At 67.6% G+C, this 19,731-nt stretch carries 17 protein-coding genes; 9 read left to right on the top strand and 8 right to left on the bottom strand.

The genetic code is table 11. The annotated features are described in order from the left end of the window. The first annotated feature begins 21 nt into the window (after positions 1-21). The 4 genes from infC to J2X42_RS14300 all read left to right on the top strand — a co-directional run bounded on the left by infC (position 22) and on the right by J2X42_RS14300 (position 2,930). Positions 22-1,068, top strand: a complete 1,047-nt coding sequence (infC, locus tag J2X42_RS14315) for a translation initiation factor IF-3 (protein ID WP_310166216.1) — start codon at positions 22-24, stop codon at positions 1,066-1,068. 116 nt (positions 1,069-1,184) lie between these two features. Next, complete coding sequence (rpmI, locus tag J2X42_RS14310) at positions 1,185-1,379, top strand: 50S ribosomal protein L35 (RefSeq protein ID WP_009358635.1); 195 nt, start codon at positions 1,185-1,187, stop codon at positions 1,377-1,379. A 117-nt stretch (positions 1,380-1,496) separates the two neighbouring features. Continuing rightward, a complete protein-coding gene (rplT, locus tag J2X42_RS14305) occupies positions 1,497-1,961 on the top strand; it encodes a 50S ribosomal protein L20 (protein ID WP_310166214.1) in 465 nt (154 codons plus the stop codon). 57 nt (positions 1,962-2,018) lie between these two features. Continuing rightward, positions 2,019-2,930 carry an RNA methyltransferase gene (locus J2X42_RS14300; protein ID WP_310166212.1) on the top strand — a complete coding sequence of 304 codons (912 nt, stop codon included), beginning with the start codon at positions 2,019-2,021 and terminating at the stop codon, positions 2,928-2,930. 60 nt (positions 2,931-2,990) lie between these two features. Here the strand turns inward: J2X42_RS14300 and J2X42_RS14295 are convergent, their stop codons facing one another. Continuing rightward, positions 2,991-3,266, bottom strand: coding sequence for a GlsB/YeaQ/YmgE family stress response membrane protein (locus tag J2X42_RS14295; RefSeq protein WP_056342958.1), 276 nt, complete (start codon positions 3,264-3,266; stop codon positions 2,991-2,993). Positions 3,267-3,469: 203 nt separating this feature from the next. Here J2X42_RS14295 and J2X42_RS14290 point away from each other — a divergent pair, with 203 nt between their 5' ends. Then, complete coding sequence (locus J2X42_RS14290; RefSeq protein WP_310166209.1) at positions 3,470-4,447, top strand: cation diffusion facilitator family transporter; 978 nt, start codon at positions 3,470-3,472, stop codon at positions 4,445-4,447. Positions 4,448-4,536: 89 nt separating this feature from the next. On the opposite strand, the gene J2X42_RS14285 is transcribed toward J2X42_RS14290, so the two are convergent. Continuing rightward, positions 4,537-5,745, bottom strand: coding sequence for an MFS transporter (locus J2X42_RS14285; RefSeq protein ID WP_310166207.1), 1,209 nt, complete (start codon positions 5,743-5,745; stop codon positions 4,537-4,539). 81 nt (positions 5,746-5,826) lie between these two features. Between J2X42_RS14285 and J2X42_RS14280 the strand changes: the two genes are divergently transcribed. Next, complete coding sequence (locus J2X42_RS14280; RefSeq protein WP_310166203.1) at positions 5,827-6,279, top strand: (deoxy)nucleoside triphosphate pyrophosphohydrolase; 453 nt, start codon at positions 5,827-5,829, stop codon at positions 6,277-6,279. Positions 6,280-6,301: 22 nt separating this feature from the next. Here the strand turns inward: J2X42_RS14280 and J2X42_RS14275 are convergent, their stop codons facing one another. The 3 genes from J2X42_RS14275 to J2X42_RS14265 form a co-directional block, all read right to left on the bottom strand. Then, complete coding sequence (locus J2X42_RS14275; RefSeq protein ID WP_310166201.1) at positions 6,302-7,429, bottom strand: Rv2578c family radical SAM protein; 1,128 nt, start codon at positions 7,427-7,429, stop codon at positions 6,302-6,304. A gap of 93 nt (positions 7,430-7,522) precedes the next feature. Next, positions 7,523-8,167: an SIMPL domain-containing protein gene (locus J2X42_RS14270; RefSeq protein WP_310166199.1), complete on the bottom strand. Its 645-nt coding sequence runs from the start codon at positions 8,165-8,167 to the stop codon at positions 7,523-7,525. Between the two features lie 2 nt (positions 8,168-8,169). Then, a complete protein-coding gene (locus J2X42_RS14265; protein WP_310166196.1) occupies positions 8,170-8,652 on the bottom strand; it encodes a hypothetical protein in 483 nt (160 codons plus the stop codon). Between the two features lie 225 nt (positions 8,653-8,877). Between J2X42_RS14265 and pheS the strand changes: the two genes are divergently transcribed. The 3 genes from pheS to J2X42_RS14250 are packed head-to-tail and all read left to right on the top strand — an operon-like array spanning position 8,878 to position 13,151. Beyond that, positions 8,878-9,939, top strand: a complete 1,062-nt coding sequence (gene pheS, locus J2X42_RS14260) for a phenylalanine--tRNA ligase subunit alpha (RefSeq protein ID WP_310166192.1) — start codon at positions 8,878-8,880, stop codon at positions 9,937-9,939. Positions 9,940-9,941: 2 nt separating this feature from the next. After that, on the top strand, positions 9,942-12,485 hold the full coding sequence (gene pheT, locus J2X42_RS14255) for a phenylalanine--tRNA ligase subunit beta (protein ID WP_310166190.1): 2,544 nt from the start codon (positions 9,942-9,944) through the stop codon (positions 12,483-12,485). A gap of 9 nt (positions 12,486-12,494) precedes the next feature. Continuing rightward, a complete protein-coding gene (locus J2X42_RS14250; RefSeq protein ID WP_310166187.1) occupies positions 12,495-13,151 on the top strand; it encodes a 4'-phosphopantetheinyl transferase superfamily protein in 657 nt (218 codons plus the stop codon). A gap of 18 nt (positions 13,152-13,169) precedes the next feature. Here J2X42_RS14250 and J2X42_RS14245 read toward each other — a convergent pair whose 3' ends face one another. The 3 genes from J2X42_RS14245 to J2X42_RS14235 form a co-directional block, all read right to left on the bottom strand. Then, positions 13,170-14,555 (bottom strand): M1 family metallopeptidase, encoded by a 1,386-nt coding sequence (locus J2X42_RS14245; protein WP_310166186.1) that lies wholly within the window; start codon positions 14,553-14,555, stop codon positions 13,170-13,172. A gap of 42 nt (positions 14,556-14,597) precedes the next feature. Continuing rightward, the gene (locus J2X42_RS14240) at positions 14,598-18,548 is read right to left on the bottom strand and encodes a Pls/PosA family non-ribosomal peptide synthetase (RefSeq protein WP_310166182.1); all 3,951 of its coding nucleotides are present in this window, start codon (positions 18,546-18,548) and stop codon (positions 14,598-14,600) included. Positions 18,549-18,640: 92 nt separating this feature from the next. Beyond that, positions 18,641-19,606, bottom strand: coding sequence for a quinone oxidoreductase (locus tag J2X42_RS14235; protein WP_310166179.1), 966 nt, complete (start codon positions 19,604-19,606; stop codon positions 18,641-18,643). Positions 19,607-19,731: the final 125 nt, after the last annotated feature.

Here is a 19,731-nt window from a genome sequence, read left to right as displayed (position 1 = left end):
GAGCGTATCCGCGTCCCCGAGGTGCGGCTGGTCGGCCCTGCAGGTGAACAGGTAGGAATCGTCCGTATTGAGGACGCCCTGCGTTTGGCTGCCGAGTCCGACCTTGATCTCGTTGAAGTTGCACCTCAGGCAAAGCCTCCGGTGTGCAAGCTGATGGACTTCGGCAAGTACAAGTACGAGGCCGCCGTCAAGGCACGTGAAGCCCGGAAGAACCAGACCAACACTGTTCTGAAGGAAATCCGCTTCCGCCTGAAGATTGACACCCACGACTACGAGACAAAGCGCGGACACGCACTGCGCTTCCTCGGCGCGGGTGACAAGGTCAAGGCAATGATCCAGTTCCGCGGCCGTGAGCAGCAGCGTCCGGAGATGGGCATCCGCCTTCTCCAGCGCTTCGCCGACGACGTCGCCGAAGTTGGCGTTGTGGAGTCCAGCCCGCGCATCGATGGCCGGAACATGGTCATGGTCGTAGGTCCGCTCAAGAACAAGGCCGAAGCCAAGGCAGAAGCCCGCCGCGCCACGCAGCGTGCAGAAGCCAAGGCCCAGAACGAAGCCAAGGCGACGGGGCGCGTCGACGTCTCCGGCGACGACCAGGCACCGTTCACGCAGTCTCTGGCTGACCTCCTTCCGGAAGGTTTCGCCATCACCACGGAGCCCGAAGCCGAGGCACCCGAGGTGGAAGCTCCCGCTGCCGCTGTTGCTCCCGAAGCACCCGTGGAAGCCGCCCCTGCAGAAGAAGCTCCCGTGAAGGAAGCCGCACCGCAGGAAGCGCCGAAGCAGGCTGCCCCGAAGACTGAAGCTCCGAAGACTGAAGCCCCCAAGGCAGCAGCCCCCCGGCGTGAGGCACCGAAGGCAGCTCCCGCGCCCGCAAAGGCACCGGAGGCTCCCAAGGCACCGGTCGCCGCCAAGGCTCCGGAAGCAGCCAAACCGGCAGCGGTTCCGGCCCCGGCAGCTCCGAGGCCGCCAGTCCCGATGCCGAAGCCGGTGGCCAGGCCTGCAGCGCCGAAACCTCCTGCCCGGCCCGCCCCCAAGGCGGCGCCGAAGCCGGCTGGCAAGAAGACCACCTAGTTCAAAGCTGCCGGAGGTTGTCCTCCGGCAGCAAGCAACCAGCACGCCGCCCGCAGGGGTGGCTGCACGAAGAACTGCAGACCCTGGTCTGTGGATACGTAAGGAGATCGGTTCCCATGCCGAAGATGAAGACCCACAGTGGTGCTAAGAAGCGCTTCAAGCTGACCGGCAGCGGCAAGCTGCGCCGCCAGCAGGCCAACCGCCGCCACTACCTCGAGCACAAGTCCTCCAGGCTGACCCGCCGCCTCGCCGGCGACAAGATCGTCTTCAAGGGCGACGCCAAGGTCATCCGGAAGATGCTCGGCATCTAATTTCCAAGTATTTTGGCTGATGCCTCCTGGCAGCAGTCACCTACCAAAAAGCCTTCTCAGGCCGGCCGGGTTTCCGGCAGTAGACGCTTGGGATCAGAATTCTGAAGGAGTACGCACGTGGCACGTGTGAAGCGGGCGGTAAACGCCCACAAGAAGCGCAGGGTTATCCTCGAACGCGCAAAGGGCTACCGGGGACAGCGTTCACGCCTGTACCGCAAGGCCAAAGAGCAGCTGCTGCACTCGTTTGTGTACAGCTACGGTGACCGCAAGAAGAAGAAGGGCGACTTCCGTCGCCTGTGGATCCAGCGCATCAACGCGGCATCCCGCGCCAACGGCCTCACCTACAACCGCCTGATCCAGGGCCTGAAGGCCGCTGAGGTTGAGGTTGACCGCCGCATGCTGGCCGAGCTGGCCGTTTCCGACGCCAACGCTTTCGCCGCCCTGGTGAAGGTTGCCAAGGACTCCCTGCCTGCAGACACGTCCGCTCCGGCTGTCCAGGCTGAAGCACCCAAGGCCAAGGCGCCGAAGGCTGCAAAGGCCAAGGCTGCAAAGAAGCCTGCCGCTGACGAGGCCACTGAGTAGCAGCTCCCCGTTCTGGGTAGTTCGAGAACCTGCTTCAACAGCAACTAAGGTTCTTATATGAACGAAACCGGGCGCCCGCAAGATTTTCCACTTTCCAACCCTCGAGCTGATCGGGTGAGGAAGGTGGCACAACTTGCCGGGCGCCCGGCCCGTTTAAAGCGCAGTGAGTTCCTGGCGGAGGGCCCGCAGGCTGTCCGGGAGGCCCTGGTCCTGCACCAGAAGAGGATTGCCGCAGGGGAGCCCGGCATCGTCTATGAGGTTTACGCGAGCGAGGCCTGCCTCGACAAGCACCCGGACCTGGAGACACTCGCTGAGGGCACCACCGCCTACCTGGCCACCGACGAAGTGCTGGCCGCGATGGCGGACACTGTCACCCCGCAGGGCATTCTCGCGGTCTGCGGTTTCCTGGACGTAAGCCTTGAGCAGGTACTCGACGCCGGCCCGCAGCTGGTCGCGGTACTGTGCCAGGTCCGCGACCCCGGCAACGCCGGAACCGTGCTCCGGGCAGCCGACGCGGCCGGAGCGGACGCCGTCATCCTGACCGCATCCAGCGTTGACATCTACAATCCCAAGGCCGTGCGCTCGACGGCGGGATCCCTCTTCCACCTGCCCGTGGTGCTCGGCGCCGACGTCGAGGAGCTGGTGGCGCGCTGCAAGGAACGCGGCATCGGGGTCCTCGCGGCGGACGGCCAAGGCCAGCTGAACCTGGACACGCTGCAGGACGAGAACGCGGCCCGCCGGCTGGGTGCCTCCGGCGCCGGATCGGCCTACCCCTTGGAAAACCCCACAGCGTGGCTGTTTGGAAACGAAGCGCAGGGGTTGTCGGAAGCTGAACTGGGACTGGCCGACCACCGCGTGGCCGTTCCGGTCTATGGGGCGGCAGAGAGCCTCAACCTCGGCACCGCAGCAACCGTCTGCCTCTACGCAAGCGCCCGGTCCCAGCAGGAGAGCCTGCCCGCTCCGGCTTAAAGGGCAGGGCCCCGGATGATCATCCGGGGCCCTTGCTGATTTCAAATAGTGGGACGGGAATCAGGGTGCGCGCGTGCTCTTGCTGCGTCCCGTAATTGCGCCGTAGACGCCGGCTACTACGAGGCCGCCAACAATGGCGAGAATCCACGTGCCGAGGTCAAAGAATGCAAGGTCTCCCTTGCCGAAAAGCAGGCTGCCGATCCAGCCGCCCACAATTGCACCAACCACGCCAAGAACAAGGCTGGTGACCCAGCCGCCGCCCACTTTGCCGGGCATAACGGCCTTAACTATGGCCCCCACTATGAGGCCGAGAATAATCCAAGCAAGAAAACCCATGTCTCCTCCTTATATATTCGCCGGGACTTAATCTTCCCGATATTGCTTCAAGCTAACACACAGCCCCCTTATTGTCAGTAGGCTTACGGCCAGTCCGGGTGTGTGTCTTACGCCGCTGCAGGTACGGTATTCATGGGCGCAGCCGAGTCCGGCTTCGCGTTTTTCCTGTCCTGTTCCCGTAACGCTGAAGAGGTGAAGCCCCCGTGGCTGCAAACGGCGGTACCAAGGCAACCGTCGCGGCCCTTGCCGCAAACCTGACGATTGCCGCCCTCAAATTCGTCGCCTACCTCCTGACGCTGTCGTCATCGATGCTCGCCGAGGCCATCCACTCCCTGGCCGACTCCGGGAACCAGATCCTCCTGCTGGTGGGCGGCAAGCGGGCGAAGCGGGCAGCAAGCCCGGAGCATCCCTTCGGGTACGGCCGTGAGCGCTATATCTACGCCTTCATTGTCTCCATAGTGCTGTTCAGCGTCGGTGGCCTTTTTGCCCTCTACGAGGCCTGGGAGAAGCTGCAGCACCCGCACGCCATCGAGGGCGATTTCTGGTGGGTTCCGCTGGCCGTGCTGGCGGGCGCCATCATTGCGGAGTCCTTCTCGTTCCGCACCGCCATCATCGAGTCGAACCACCTCCGCGGGAAACAGGGCTGGGTCAGCTTCGTCCGGACCGCCAAGCAGCCCGAACTTCCGGTCATCCTGCTGGAGGACCTCGGCGCGCTCATAGGCCTGGTCTTTGCCCTCTTCGGTGTGGGGCTCACCCTGATCACGGGCAATGGCGTGTGGGACGCCGTGGGTACCGGCATGATCGGCATCCTCCTGGTGCTGATCGCCGTCGTGCTGGCGCTCGAAACCAAGTCCCTGCTCCTGGGTGAATCCGCCACCAAGGATGACAGCGAAAAGATCCACCGCGCCATCGAAGACGGCGGAACGCGCGTCATCCACCTGAAGACCCTCCACCTGGGTCCGGAGGAACTGCTGGTCGCGGCGAAGATTTCGGTCGGTGCAGCAGATGCCGGCCGTGACATCGCGGCGGCCATCGACGGCGCCGAGGAGCGGATCCGGGCGGCGGTGCCTATCGCACGCGTCATTTACCTGGAACCGGACATCCACCGGGCGGACGCAACGGGCGCAGCGGCGCCGGACGCTTCGGCAGGCACCGCCGGAGAGCAGGACGCCAACGCCTGATAGCTGGGCCCCGCCGCAGGCACAGGCGGGCTGTGCCTGAATGACTGGCCGCTGGCCGCCCTGTCCTCCGGATGACGTGTCTCCCGGGATCAGGCGGTCAGCGGTTTTTTGCGTTCCAGCAGTCCGCTGACGATGGCCACGCCCAGGCCAAGGATGGCCAGGACGGCCCCCACCAGGGCAGGGGCAACATAGCCCCAGCCCCAGGCAATCACCACGCCGCCAAGGAATGCACCCAGTGCGTTGGCCACGTTCAGCGCGGCATGGTTGAGGGAGGAAGCCAGCGACGGCGCGTCCGGTGACGCGTCCAGCAGCCGGGTCTGCAGGGCCGGCACCAGCATCGAGCCGGCCGCGCCGACCACAAACACCATGACAAACGCGGACCACGGCCACTGGACGGCGACGGCATAGACCACCAGGGCAACGGCGATCCCGGGGAGCACCCGGTAAATGGTTCCCATCACGGACCGGTCCGCGATCCGCCCGCCAACGATGTTGCCGGCCACCATGCCCAGGCCATAGAGCGCAACCACCAGCGGGATCAGGGACGACGGGATGCCGGCCACCGACGTCATGGTGTGCGCGATGTAGGTGTAGGTGGCGAAGAACCCGCCGAAGCCGACAATGCCGATCAGGATGGCAAGCCAGACCTGCAACCGCTTCAGCGCCCCGAGCTCGCGCCGGATGCTGGCATCGGGGTGGGCCGCCTGGAACGGCACAAACCGCCAGAGCAGCGCCAGGGTCAGCAGGCCGATGGCCCCCACCAGGACAAAGAGGAGGCGCCAGCCGAATGCCTGGCCCACCCAGGTGGCCAGGGGAACGCCCACCACGTTGGAGACGGTCAGTCCCGCCATGACCATGGAGATGGCCCATCCCCGGCGGGTTGGTGAGACCAGGGACGCGGCGATGACGGCGGCCACGCCAAAGAAGGCGCCATGCGGCAGTCCGGCGGCAAAACGGGAGACCAGCATGGTGGTGTAGTCAGGAGCGAGGTACGAGGTCAGGTTGGCGACGCTGAAGAAGAACATGAGTCCCAGGGCCAGGTGTTTGCGGGGCAGTTTGGCTCCGACCGCGGCCAGCAAGGGTGCGCCCACCACCACGCCCAGGGCGTAGGCGGAAATCAGGTGCCCCGCTTCAGGGGTGCTGATGCCGAGGCCCGTTTCCACCTCCTTGAGCAGGCCCATCATGGTGAACTCAGTCACGCCGATCCCGAACCCACCCATCGCCAGGGCAACGATCGCCGGAGCGATCCTGGGGGACGGGGTCTTTTTGGCCGGGGGTGACTGGACAGCGCTGCTCATATGCCTGCTTTTCGAAAGGGGAGTGGATCGTGGCGCACGCCCGCGGGGCGCCTCATCAATTGTCCCCCATAGACTGGAGCGGTGACTGGACGGATACAGGTAGTTGGCGGCGCAATACTTGACTCGTTGACCGAGCCCACCCGGATGCTGGTGGCCAGGCGGACAGCTCCCGAGCAGTTCGCCGGACTCTGGGAGTTCCCCGGCGGGAAGGTCGAAGACGGGGAACAGTGCGAGGCTGCGCTGCACCGTGAACTCAGGGAAGAACTGGGCGTGGGGGTCAAACTGGGGCCGGAACTGGCCGGCGGGGCGCCAGCCGGCTGGCGGCTGAATGAGCGGGCCAGCATGCGCGTGTGGCTGGCAGAAATTTCCGACGGCGATCCCCGGCCGCTCGAAGACCACGACGAGCTGAGATGGATCAGCACCACTAACCGTGACGAAGCTCTCGGCCTTCCGTGGATCCCGGCCGACTTCCCGATTGTCCGGGCACTGCTTGAATCCCTCGGAACGCTCGTGGATTCAAACGCTCCCCGCTGAACTGGTTACCTGGGAGCGTCCCCTAGAACAGGGTGGGTTGCTGGCGCAGCCCCGCGGCGGCCGGTTGGGATTCCCCGGCAGGCCGTTTTTGCGTTCCGGCGGAGTGGGCTGCGGGGATACTTCCCGCCGGGTACTGTGCTTCCTCGCCGCGGGGATCGTCCTCCAGATCGCGGTGGCTGAAACCGTGCGTACTTGCAAAGCCATGCCGCTGCTTGAAGTAGCGGACCTTCCCGGCAAGCCAGGTGCGGTATTCCTTGGACGCGTAGGAACCAGTGCCGTAGAGACGCCGGTACCTGCCCGCGAGCTCCGGATGGTTCCTGGCGATCCACTGCATGAACCATTCACGGGTGCCCGGCTTCAGGTAGAGGGCGCCGGCGGTCACTCCCGTGGCCCCCGCAGCTGCCAGGGAGCCGAAGAGGGAATCAAGGGCTTCGTCGCTGTCCGACAGCCACGGCAGGATGGGCATGGCCATCACGCCGCAGGGGAGCCCGGCGTCGCGCAGGCGGGAGACCAGTTTCAGCCTGGCGCGCGGCCCCGGCGTTCCCGGCTCCACCGCCTCGGACAGGGCTTCATCCGTCATGGCAAGTGAGATGCCGACACCCACCGGGACCTGGGCGGCTGCACGTTTCAGGAACGGAATGTCCCTGGCCAGCAACGTGCCTTTGGTGAGGATAGACAGCGGTGTACCGGAGTCGGCCAGCGCGGTGATGATGCCCGGCATCAGCTGGTAGCGGCCCTCGGCGCGCTGGTAGGGATCGGTGTTGGTGCCCAGGGCCACCTGGTGGCGGCCCCAGGACGGCTTGGCCAGTTCCTTCCGGAGGACTTCCGCGGCGTTGACCTTGACCACCACCTGGCTGTCGAAGTCGAGGCCGGCGTCGAAGTCCAGGTACGTGTGGCTCTTGCGGGCAAAACAGTACACACAGGCATGGCTGCAGCCGCGGTAGGGGTTGACTGTCCACTCAAACGGCATCCGTGAACCGGCAACCACCTTGTTGAGCACCGATTTGGCAGTGACCTCATGGAAGGTGATGCCGGCGAATTCGGGAGTGGTGACGGAGCGGACCAGTCCGGCGAGGGGGAGCAGCGCGGGTGACGCGCCGTTTCCGGCCCCGGCGGGCCCCGGCATCAGCGCTTGTGCATCCCATCTCATGCCCTCTATTCGAAGATATGTTCGAACTTAAGTCAAGGACCGACGCGCAGTGCCTGCGTGGCGGGCCCCGGGCCGGACCCGGCCGCGGGGACGTCAGTCCAGCAGTTCCCACACCACCGTGACGCCCGCGCCGACGCTCGCGTGGCCTGCCTCCACGCTGATGGCGTCCGTGGCTGCGGCCCGTTCAAGCCTCGCCACCGGAACCGGCCCGGATGCGAGGGGGTGTTCGGCAACGGACACCACGGCGCCCAGCCGTGCCGAGGCCATGGACGCAAACTGTTCGGCCGCGGCAGCGGCATCCTGCCAGGCCGCGGTGCGGGCCCGGGCCATCACAGCCGACTCATCCGAGAATCCGAGTTCCAGGCCGTTCAGCCGCACGTCATCGCCGCCGGCATCAACCACGGCCGCAATGACGGCTGACGCGGCAGCGACGTCCCGGAGGCGGACGGTCAGCACGCTCGATGCCACGTAACCGGCCACTTTCTGGCCTTCGCCCTCGCGCCAGACGAGCTCCGGCCGGACGTTCAGCCCGGACGTCCGGATGTCAGCGTCCGAGACGCCGTGCCTGCGGAGGGCGCCGGAAACGGCGCCGGACGCTGTGCCGGCGTCAGCGTAGGCGGTGCCCACGCCGTCCCGCCGGCATTCGACGCCAACGGAAATTGTCAGGAGGTCGGGCGGGGCCTCGGCCGATCCTGTTCCTGTTACCGTGATGGTCCGGGGAAGGTTTTCGCCCGCCATGGTCAGACCTCGATTCCTCCGGCGCCGCGCGGGGCCGGCCTTGGTGTCCTGGTATCAACGTAGCCGCCGGCTTCCAGGCCGGCCAGCCGTTCGAAGAAGTTGGCCGACCCCGGGTTTCCGGTCCGTAGCTGTGACCACGCGGCGGCAAGGAAATACAGCGGAAGGAACGGCAGCCCAAGGCAGCAGGCGTACTGGCTGCAGTGCTTTTCCTCATGGCCGAGAAGCGCCGCGTTGGACGTCAGCAGCGCTGCGGGGGCCCGGGAAAGGATGACATTTCCCACGGTGAATGCGCCTGCGTGGGGCAGGCGCCACCGGTAGCCGGCGGCGATGACCAGCCCGCGGGGGCCTTTGCTCACGGTGGTTCCCGCGGCCCGGGCAAGGGCCAGGCCAAGCAAGGTTGTGCCGTTGGCCAGGTTCGCGAGCTGCCGTGCCCGCTGACCCGCCGTCAACGGCCGGGCCGGCGCCCGGCGCTGCCGCAGTGTCATGAGGCCATGGTAGCCGGAGCCTTCACTTAGACTGGAGGATAGTGGCCGCCGGCAGTTCCAACCGGTACTGATCCAGTGGCCCGGACCTGGCCACCAAGTGCGTTCATCCTGGATGAATTCGCTTTTGTGGCCTGCCAGTGACGGATACGCTGCCGGGAAACCGCGCAGTGCTGTCCAGTTCATTGAGGAAATACGTCAGCCCCGACTCGTAGCTAAGAACAGTAGATGACTGAAACTTTGCCGGGCGCCGCCATCCCGAACCCTACGGATGAAGCCGCCATCACTGCCGCTGTAGACCAGGCCATCGCCGCCATTGCCGGCGCCGGCTCCCTCGACGAGCTCAAGGCGGTGAGGCTGGCGCATACCGGTGAGAAGTCACCGCTCAGCCTGGCCAACCGCGAAATCGGTGGCCTGCCGAAAGACCAGAAAGCCGTCGCCGGCAAGCTGATGGGTTCCTCCCGCGGCCGGGTCAACAAGGCGCTCGCGGACCGCACGGCGGAGCTGGAAGCCGAAAACGACGCCCGGATCCTGCTGGAAGAGACAGTGGACGTCACGGCGGCCCCGCGCCGCCGTCGGGCCGGAGCCCGGCACCCGCTGTCCACCCTGCAGGACCGCGTGGCGGACATCTTTGTTGGCATGGGCTGGGAAATCGCCGAAGGCCCCGAGGTTGAATCCGAGTGGTTCAACTTCGACGCCCTGAACTTCAAGCCGGACCACCCGGCCCGCGAAATGCAGGACACGTTCTTCGTCGAGCCGCCCGAGGCGCACCTCCTGATGCGTACGCACACCTCGCCGGTCCAGGTCCGCTCCATGCTCGAACGCGAAGTCCCCATCTACGTGCTCTGCCCGGGCAAGGTGTTCCGCACCGACGAGCTGGACGCCACGCACACCCCGGTGTTCCACCAGTTCGAGGGCCTGGCCATCGACAAGCACCTGAGCATGGCGGACCTCCGCGGAACACTGGAGCACTTCGCCCGGCAGATGTTCGGCGACGAAGCCCAGATCCGGCTGCGGCCCAACTACTTCCCGTTCACCGAGCCGTCCGCCGAGCTGGACATCTGGCACCCGGGCGCCAAGGGCGGCCCGCGCTGGATCGAATGGGGCGGCTGCGGCATGGTCAACCCCAACGTGCTCCGCGCGGCGGGCATCGACCCGGACACCTATTCAGGTTTTGCCTTTGGCATGGGCATCGAGCGCACCCTTATGTTCCGCAACGAGGTGGGCGACATGCGCGACATGATCGAAGGCGATGTACGTTTCAGCGAGCACTTCGGGATGGAGATCTAACAGTGCGTATCCCACTTTCCTGGCTGCGTGAATTCGCAGCAGTACCGGCCGGCGCAACGGCCGAAGACCTGATGGCCGAACTGGTCAAGGTTGGCTTTGAAGAGGAAGCCGTCCACCGCCCCACGGACACCCTGCAGGGCCCGATTGTGGTGGGCCAGGTCCTGAGCATCGTCAAGGAACCGCAGACCAACGGCAAGACCATCAACTGGTGCCAGGTCCGGGTTGTCCCCGAAGGCCAGGAGCAGACCCTCACCGGCGACGGCATCGACCCCTCCGGCGTGCAGGGGATCATCTGCGGCGCCCACAACTTCGTTGAGGGCGACAAAGTGGTGGTCACGCTGCCCGGCGCCGTCCTGCCGGGCGATTTCCGCATCTCCGCGCGGAAGACCTACGGCCACCTCTCCGCCGGCATGATCGCCTCCGTCCGCGAACTGGGCATCGGGGAAGACCACGACGGCATTCTCGTCCTGTCCCGGATCGGGCTGGATCCCGAAATCGGCACGGACGCCATGGACCTGCTGGGCCTCTACGACGAAGCCGCCGAGATCAACGTGACCCCGGACCGCGGCTATGCATTCTCCATCCGCGGCGTGGCCCGCGAATACGCGCACGCCACCGGAACCGCCTTCACGGACCCCGCCACAAAGGTCCAGGCCCCGGCCGAACTCACCGGCGGCTACGGCGTGAAGCTCAACGACGACGCGCCCATCTACGGCAAGCCCGGCTGCGACCGCTTTGTGGCCCGCACCGTCCGCGGCGTCGACGCCACCAGGCCCACGCCGCCGTGGATGGTGTCGCGCCTGCGCCTGGCAGGCATCCGCTCCATCTCGCTGCCGGTGGACATCTCCAACTATGTGATGCTCGAGCTTGGCCAGCCCACGCACTGCTACGACCTGGACAAACTGTCCGGCGACATCGTGGTCCGGCGCGCCGTCGCCGGCGAGAAGATCACCACCCTGGACGACAAGGAGCGCACGCTCGACGTCGAGGACCTCCTCATCACCGACGGTTCCGGTGCGATCGGCATCGCCGGCGTGATGGGCGGCGCGGCCACCGAGGTGAGCGACTCGACGTCGAACGTCCTGGTTGAGGCGGCGCACTTCGACGAGGTGTCCATTGGCCGTTCCCGCCGCCGGCACAAGCTGCCGTCCGAGGCATCCAAGCGCTTCGAGCGCGGCGTTGACTGGCACGTGGCGGACATCGCTGCCCAGCGTGTTGTCGACCTCCTGGTGGAACTCGCCGGCGGGGTTGCTGACCAGGCCGGGACCGACGTCGGGACCGCGCCGGACGCCGTGACCATCGCCTTGCCGTCGGGCTTCGCTGCCCAGCGCATCGGCATCGATTTCACCGAAGAACAGATCACCACCTCGCTGGTGGACCTCGGGGCGGCCGTGGAAAAGAACGACGGCGGCTGGACAGTAACGGCGCCGAGCTGGCGCAACGACCTGGAAACCAAAGAGGACCTCTCCGAGGAAATTGCGCGGCTGGTGGGCTACGACAACATCCCCGCCACCCTCCCGGTCGCCCCTCCGGGACGTGGCCTCACCCGCCTGCAGCAGCAGCGCCGTCGGCTTATCCAGGCACTGGCTGACGCCGGGCTGACCGAAGTCCTGGCCTACCCGTTTGTCTCCAAGGCCGCCAACGACACATTCGGCGTGGCCGAGCAGGGCGCGCCGCGGAGCGCGGTCAAGCTGGCCAACCCGATCAGCGAGGAACACGGCTACCTGCGGACCTCCATCCTCCCCGGGCTCATCGAGGTGGCCAAGCGCAACCACTCCCGCGGCTTCCGCGACCTGGCGCTTTTCGAGTCAGGCCTGGTCTTCCTGCCCGGTGGGACCGTGGGCACTGCCTCCATCCCGCCGCTGGGCGTCAAGCCCGCCGACGAGGTGCTGGATGCACTGTACGACGGCGTTCCGGACCAGCCGCTGTACGTCGCCGCTGTCCTCACGGGCCATGATTCACCAGCTGCTGCAGCGCACACGCCACGCGCCTGGGACTGGTCCGACGCACTGGACATCGCCCGGCTCGCCGGTGACGTCCTGGGCGTGGAGATCGTGGTCAGCCAGGGCGCGCACCAGGCGTTCCACCCGGGCCGGGCCGCGCTGCTTTCGCTGCGGACCGGCGAGGTTGTGGGTTACGCCGGCGAGCTGCACCCGAAGCTCCTGGCCGCGCACGACATGCCTGCCCGTTCGGTGGCGCTGGAGTTCAACGCCGATGCCCTGTTCGAGGCAGCCGCGGACGTCATTGTGGCCCGCCACATCTCCACGTTCCCGGTGGCCACCCAGGACGTCGCACTCGTGGTGCCGCAGGACATTCCGGCGGACCACGTCCTTGAGGCACTCCGCGAGGGAGCCGGCGAGCTGCTGGAGGACGTTGCGCTGTTCGACGTCTACGCCGGCAAGGGCATCGAGGACGGCAAGAAGTCGCTGGCCTTCGGGCTGCGTTTCCGTGCCACGGACCGGACCCTGACGGCAGACGAGGCGTCCGCCGCACGCGAAGCCGCCGTGGCACTGGCCGCCGAGCGCTTCGGTGCCGTCCAGCGCTAGCTGACTGAGGTGGAGCCCGGACTCGTCCTGCACGCCGTGGATCTCCGCGGCCATCCTGCAGGCGGTCCGGGTTCCGGCTCGGTGCTGCTGGAGCCTGTGGAAGCCGCCCGGGCGGCCGCCATGGAGCCCGGCGCGCGGGCGCGTTTCATCGCCGGCAGGGCTGCCCTGCGGCGCTTTGCCGCGGCATTGCTGGACCTGCCGGCAGGGGAGCTGGAGGTGTCCTATGCCTGTCAGCGCTGCGGCTCCGGACCGGACATTGCCCACGGCAGGCCGGGCTACACCCGCGGGGGAGAACCGCTGCCGCTGCTGCTCAGCATGGCCAGGACGCAACAGTGGATCCTGCTCGCCGGGCTGCCGGCACCATGTGCCGGGATGCGGCTCGGCGTCGACGCCGAGGACCCCGCGCGGCTGGACTTTGACGGCTTCGACACCGTGGCCCTGGGCCCGGAGGAACGTCACGCCGTCGAAAACCTGGCCGGGCCGGAACTGCTCCGTGAGCGTGCCCGGCTCTGGGCCCGCAAGGAGGCCTGGCTCAAAATGACGGGCGAAGGACTCCGGCGCGATCCCCGCACCGTCGACGTCCTCGGCAATCCCGGACTCGCAGACCTTGACCCGGCGGACACCGGCCTGCCGGGAACGCTGGTGGCCGCCGTCGCCATCGGGTGACAGCCGCCTGTGCAGCAGCTAGCTGGCGACGTGCCGTCCGCGCTTTGGCAGCGGCGGCAGGGCCTCTTCAAACAGCCAGGGATGCAGCAGCGTCTCTGAGTCGAGTCCGGCTACCCGGTCCGCCATCAGGATGAACTCCGCGGTGGACACCGATCCGTGCCGGTGCGTCCTGGTCCACTCCTGCAGCAGCGTAAAAAACGCGAGGTCCCCGCACCGCAGCCGCAGGGCGTGCAGAGCCAGGGCGCCCCGCTTGTAGACACGGTCATCGAACATCAGCTCCGGGCCGGGGTCCCCGATCACCAGGTCCTGGCCCGCGGCCGAGAGCCGGCGCCAAGCCGTCGCCGCCCGGTCCTGGACGCCCATCACCCCGGCAGCCTCCGACCAGATCCACTCCGCGTAGCAGGCGAACCCTTCATGCAGCCAGATATCGCCCCACCCGCTGACCGTCAGGGAATTGCCGAACCACTGGTGTGAGAGCTCATGGGCGATCAGACGCTGTGAATCCCAGTCCGGACTGAGGTGGTTCCGGCCCAGGATGGACAGGGTCTGGGCCTCCAGCGGTATCTCCAGGACATCGTCCGCCACCACTACCGTGTACTCCGCGAACGGATAGGGTCCAAAGCAGCTGACGAACGTACGCATCATCTCCGGCTGCAGGCGGAGCCCCTGCAGGGCGTCCCCTGCCAGGCCCGGCGGAACAGCCGCCGACTGCAGCACCCCGCCGGGGGAGTCCCCGGCATCGAGGATCACGGACTGGTACCGGCCGATCTGGACGGTGGCCAGATAAGGAGCCATCGGCTCTTCCTGCTCATAGGTCCAGGTTTCACGGCTGGCCCGGATGCTGTGCCCTACCAGCCGGCCGTTACAGACAACACGGTAGTTGGCGTCGGTGGTGACGGTGATCCGGTAGCTGGCCTTGTTCCCGGGGTGGTCGTTGCAGGGAAACCAAGACGGGGCACCGTTGGGTTGCCCCGCGACCAGTACACCGTCGGTGAGTTCTTCCCAGCCCACTTCGCCCCACAGCCCGCGGCGCGGCGAAGGATTGCCTTCGTAGCGGATGTCCAGCGTGAAGGTGTCACCGGGGAGGAGATCGGCATCGAGATGCACCACCAGTTGCTCGCCACGCTGCACGAAGCGCCGGACGCGCCGCCCGTTGAACTGCACCTTGCCGGCGCGCAGGCCCACCAGGTCCAGTACGACGGCGGATGCCTGGCGTGCCGCCGTGGCGTGGAGGAGGGCGCGGCCGCTGAGCCGGTTGGAGGAGAGCCGGTAGTCCAGGTCCAGTTCATACCGTCCAACGCTGTAGGCGCTGGTGCCGTGGCCAGGCATATACCGGTCGGACCGCACGCCGGTTTCGGCCGTTCCCACGGCGGTGCCGGAGCTGGCGGGTTCTGGGACACTCATGGGGCGGGGCCTCAATCACAAACGGTGGCGGACTGGCAGGTACTACTTCAGGCGGGGTGCTGGAACGTCCGGCCCGGCCCACGGACTGACCGGATTGCCCATCCAGTACGTCCCCGCGGGAACCGTCTCCCCGCGCATCACCAGCGATGCCGGACCCACTGTTCCGCCATGGCCGATGCGTGCCTGCGGGAGGATGACGCCGTGCGGTCCCATGGTTGCTCCCTCCTCGAGCGTAACAGTGTCAATGCTCATGATCCGGTCATGGAACAGATGCGTCTGGACCACGCAGCCGCGGTTGACCGTGGAGTTCGCGCCCAGGGTCACAAGGTCCGCTTCGGGCAGCCAGTAGCTCTCGCACCATGTCCCGGAACCGATCTTGGCTCCCAGTCCGCGGAGCCACCACACCAGCGCCGGCGTCCCGCTGGCCGCGCGGGCGAACCACGGGGCGCTGACCATCTCGATGAACGTGTCCACCACCTCGTTGCGCCAGATAAAGGAACTCCAGAGCGGATGTTCTCCGGCGCGGATCCGGCCCACGAGCAGCCATTTGGCCACCACGGCGCTGCCGGCCGCCACGGCTCCCGCCAGCAGCATCACGAACCCGCCCAGGACCGCGGCCACGCCGTAGCCCACTGCGCCGGCCAGCCAATCGAACGCCAGGAGCACCCCCGCGGCAAGGCCCACGGTAAGGACCACGGGCACAAAGCGGCAGAGCTCCCACAGGGCCCTGGCTATTTTCAGCCGGCGCGGGGGCCGGAACGTCAGGGTGGTGTCAGAGGCGATGGCTGTGCGGCGAAGCCTGACCGGCGGGCTGCCCAGCCACGACGTTCCGGATTTTGCCTTCGAAGGGGTCGCGGACAGCACCGCCACGAGGGAGTTCTTCGGGACGCTCCGGCCCGCTGCCGTCATGCCGGAATTCCCCAGGAAGGAGCGTTTGCCGATCTTCGCCGGTGCGATCTTCAGCCAGCCGCCGCCGAGCTCGTAGGAGGCCACCATGGTGTCGTCGGCCAGGAAGGCCCCTTCGCCAACGGTGGTCATTTTGGGCAGCAGCAGTACGGTGGACGCCTCCACGTTTTTGCCGACCCTGGCTCCGAGCAGGCGCAGCCAGACGGGGGTGAACAGGCTCGCATAGATGGGGAAGAGCAGATCACGGGCGAGGTCCAGGACGCGTTCGGTGGCCCAGACCTGCCAGCCGATCCGGCTCCGCACCCGGTAATAGCCTTCTTTCAGCCCGGTCCCCAGCAACCGGGTGGTGCCCAGGACCAGCAGCAGGTTGGCGGTGAACCAGGCAAACGCGGCCAACGGCAGGGAGGCGAGGAGCTGCGGCCACGCCGCGGCCAGGGAGCTGCTGCCCTGGATGAACAGGAAGACTATCCCGGCAGCGGCGGCCGCCGACGCGTAAGGGATCATGGCCAGGACGGCGGAGGCCGAGGCGAAGGCAGCGAACCACAGGCGCCCGATCAGCCGGCTGCTGGGCGGGGTGTCCGGCCAGTCATTTTTGGCCTTGCCGCGGCGGCGGGCCGGTGACCCTGCCACCAACTGTCCGGCTTTCACCTTGCCGAGCACTGCCGAACCCGCTTCGACCTGTCCGCCCGCGCCGACGCTCGCGCCCGGCATGAGGGTGCTGCGTGCGCCCACTGTTGCCCCGGCGCCCACGTGGATAGCCCCGATCCGGACGTGGTCACCGTCGATCCACCAGCCGGAAAGGTCCACCTCGGGCTCGATGTTCGCTCCGCTGCCCAGGGACAGCAGGCCTGTCACCGGCGGCAGGGAATGCAGGTGCACATTGGTGCCGATTTTCGCTCCGAGGGCCCGTGCGTAGTAAGGCACCCACGGTGCGCTGGCCAGGCTCACGGCCCCGGCCAAATCCTGGATCTGTTCGGCCAGCCAGAGCCTCAGATGGACTTTCCCCGAGCGCGGGTAGGTGCCCGGGCCGACGTTGCGGAGCAGGAGCCGGGCGGCCCCAATGGAGAGGCCCATCCGGCCAAGGGGACTGACGAAGACCAGCCACGATGCCCCGACCCACCACCAGGACACGGTGGGCGCAGCAGCAAAGCCGGCCAGGCCGGCGAGGAGGTTGTTGCCTGCCATCAGGTAGGTCAGCCAGCGCATGCCCACCAGGATGTGCAGGGGAATCCCCATCAGGGTCTGGAAGACCTGCGACTTGCGGGCTGTCGGCCGGACAAATCGTTCCTTCGCCGGGCCGGCCGCAATGCCGTCGGGAAGCGACTGCCGGGCCGTGTCGATCAATGCGCCGATCCGCGGGGTGGCGTAGATGTCCGCGACCGTGATCGTGGGGTAGCGGAGGCGCAATGCGGACACCAGCTGTGCCGCGGCGAGGGAGCCCCCGCCGTGGGCGAAGAAGTCTGCGTCCAGGCTTGCCGCCGGGCTGCCAAGCACGGCGCCCCATTGTTCGACGATCCAGGCGGCGTCGTCAGGCAGGTTCAGGGGAGCGCGGTCGCTTTCGGCCGCGCCGGATCCGGCCAGCGGCCAGGGGAGTGCGTGCCGGTCGACTTTGCCGCTGGTTTTGGTCGGCAGCGACTGGACGACGGTCAGCAGAGGAATCAGCGCTGCCGGGAGGCTGGAGGCCAGCATGTCGCGTGCCGCGGCAAGGTCAGGTTCCACGTCGCCGGCCGGCGCGAGGTACCCCACCAGCACCTGGTTCCCGGCCGCCGTCGTCTGCACAGCGGCCGCGGCGCCGGCAACACCCGGGAGGGCCTGCAGGGCGGCGTCGATTTCTCCGAGCTCGATCCGGCGGCCGCCCAGTTTTACCTGTTCGTCGGCGCGGCCCATAAAGACCAGCCCGGCGGCTTCGTATCGGACGAGGTCGCCGGACCGGTAGGCGCGGTCCCAGCCCAAGGCAGGCATGGGAGCATACTTTTCCGCGTCCTTGGCCGGGTCCAGGTAGCGGGCAAGGCCCACGCCGCCGATGATGAGTTCGCCGACGGCGCCCTCCGCCACCGGGCGGCCGTCACCGTCCACCACGGCCAGGTCCCAGCCGTCCAGCGGCAGGCCGATCCGGACCGGCCCCGGTCCGCCCAGTTCGGCCGCGCACGCCACCACCGTGGCTTCGGTGGGCCCGTAGGTGTTCCAGACCTCGCGGCCTTCCACCGCCAGGCGCTCGGCAAGCTCCGGCGGGCACGCCTCGCCGCCGAAAATCAGCAGCCGCACGTTTTCGAGCGACTCCGCGGGCCAAAGCGCAGCAAGGGTGGGGACGGTGGACACCACCGTGATGCCGTGGCTGATCAGCCACGGGCCGAGGTCCATGCCGGTGCGGACCAGGGCGCGCGGCGCAGGGACCAGGCAGGCGCCGTGCCGCCACGCGAGCCACATCTCCTCACAGGAGGCGTCAAAGGCCACTGACAGTCCTGCCAGGACCCGGTCCTGCGGTCCGACCGGTTCCGCAGCCAGGAAGATCCGGGCTTCCGCGTCGACGAAGGCGGCAGCCGACCTGTGCCGGACGGCCACTCCCTTCGGAGTTCCGGTGGAGCCTGAGGTGAAGATGACCCAGGCGTCGTCGTCGGGGGTGGCAGGCCGTGCCGCCGGGAACGGCGCGGCCCTGGCTTCGGTCAGAGCCAGCCCCTTGGCGGTCACCACGGCGCTAACCTTTGCTTCGCCGAAGACGAGCCGGGCCCGCTCGTCGGGGTCATCGGCGTCGACGGGAACATAGGCGGCACCGATGAGCATGATCGCGAGGATCCAGACGTACAGCCCGTTGGTGCCGGAGGGGATCCGCACGCCGATCCTGTCGCCGGCTCCGAGCCCTGCCAGGTGAAGTTCCCGGCCGGCTGAGCGCACGGCGGTCATCAGCTGCGCATAGCTCAGCGACTCACGGCCGTCGTCGAGGGCGGACGCGTCCGGATGGCGCTTCGCGGTCTCCTGCAGGATCTCCACCAGCGTCCGCACCGGGGGTGCCACGTCCGACCCGGGCAGCTGGGGCTGATATTCGGCAAGGCCGTCGGGCACAGGGCCGCTGAGTTGTAGCTCGGTCACCCCTGCAGTGTCCACTGGCAAGGTGAACGGAAAGTGACGCCGTTTGCGTGGCGTCCACTTTCCCTTCACCGGACGTTTTCCCGGACCGGGGATCAGGGGACCAGGAGGACCTTGCCGGTGGTCCGGCGGCCCTCAAGGTCCTCGTGTGCGCGCCGGGCGTCAGCCAGCGGATACGTGGCGCCGATCCGGACCTTGAGGTGCCCGTTTTCTGCAGCGGCGAAGATCTCACCGGACCGCCAGCGGCGCTCCTGCTCGTTGAGCAGGAAGTGGCCCAGGGACGGGCGGGTCAGCGTCAGTGAACCGCCGGCGTTGAGTCGCTGGGGATCCACCGGGGGCACGGCGCCCGAAGCGGCTCCGAACAGGACGAGCGTGCCACGGGTCCGCAGGCAGGACAGGGAGCCATCAAAGGTGTTCCGGCCGACGCCGTCATACACCACGTCCACGCCCTTTCCGCCGGTGAGCTCGCGGACGTGGTGGGGGAAGCCCTCATACCGCAGCACATGGTCGGCGCCGGCCTCCCGGGCAAGTTCCTCCTTGGCGTCCGAGGAGACTGTGGTGATGACGCGGGCGCCGCGTTCCTTCAGCAGCTGTGTCAGCAGCAGGCCGACGCCGCCTGCGCCGGCGTGCGTCAGCACGGTGTGGCCCGGTTCGACCCGGAAGGAGGAGTTGATCAGGTAATGGGCGGTCATGCCCTGGAGCGGCAGGGCAGCCGCCGTCAGGTCGTCGACGCCGTCCGGCACCGGGAGGGCCTTGGCCGCATCAAGCACGGCGTAGCCGGCATAGCATTTGCTGCCTTCTGCGGTGGCCACCCTGCTGCCCACCGTGAAGTTCTCGACGCCGTCGCCGACCTCCTCGACCGTTCCCGCGGCTTCCGAGCCGGGCGTGAACGGGAAGGGGACCTGGTACATGCCCCCGCGCTGGTAGGTTTCGATGAAGTTGACGCCCGCCGCCGCCACCTTGATGAGCAGCTGGCCGGGGCCGGGCACCGGACGTTCGGCCTCTGCCAGTTCCAGTACTTCGGGTCCTCCGGGCTCGCGGACAACAATTGCGTGCGTCATGTATCTCCTTCCCGGGGCTGGGATTTCCTCGCCCCGGTCCTGGATCCATCCTAGGGAAACCGGCACCAACGGCGAAGTGACGGCCGGTGGGGGCCGTCACTTCGGGTCAAACGCGGAGGGGCGGC

The sequence above is a fragment of the Arthrobacter sp. BE255 genome (assembly GCF_031457335.1).
Taxonomy (GTDB): Bacteria; Actinomycetota; Actinomycetes; order Actinomycetales; family Micrococcaceae; genus Arthrobacter.
The sequence above is the reverse complement of the archived record's forward strand: the minus strand, read 5'-3'. Positions and strand labels throughout refer to the sequence as shown.